This is a genomic window from Corallococcus sp. AB049A, from assembly GCF_003668885.1.
GTDB lineage: Bacteria > Myxococcota > Myxococcia > Myxococcales > Myxococcaceae > Corallococcus > Corallococcus interemptor.
On the sequence record NZ_RAWL01001071.1, the window covers coordinates 1 to 454 of the forward strand.

Consider the following 454-nt stretch of genomic DNA (forward strand, 5'->3'; position numbering starts at 1 on the left):
GGTGATGACGTACTCGTAGTCGAGGTACTTCAGGCCGTTGAGGATGCCCGGGTAAGTGCCCTCGGCATACTCCTTGATGTTCAGAATGGCGCCGAAGTGGTTGGCACCATTGGGGGTATTGATCGCGAAATCGCCGGTCTTGGCCGAGAACATATGGCGGCTGACAGGCAGGTAGTCCTTGATCGGTGCCGACAGCACCGGCACCGGCTCGTCGATGCGATTGATCAGGTAACCGAACAGCTCCAGCGTTTCCGAGAACACCACGCCGTTCTTGGCCTCGTACATTCCCAGGCGGTATGGCGCATAGTCCCGGATGACGGCCTCGACGTTGCCGGCCAGCTCCATCAGCTTTTCGACCGCCTGCTCCTGCTCGGCGCGCAGCTTGTCCACGTTCGCCGACTTCTCTACGAAGCGCTTACCCGCCACCACGGGGCGGTAGATCATGGTCAGGTAC

General features: G+C 60.4%; 1 protein-coding gene. It reads right to left on the reverse strand.

The genetic code is table 11. The features are described from left to right. Positions 1-454: hypothetical protein (locus D7X55_RS46350; RefSeq protein ID WP_199747405.1), on the reverse strand; the 454-nt coding region annotated here is incomplete at both ends.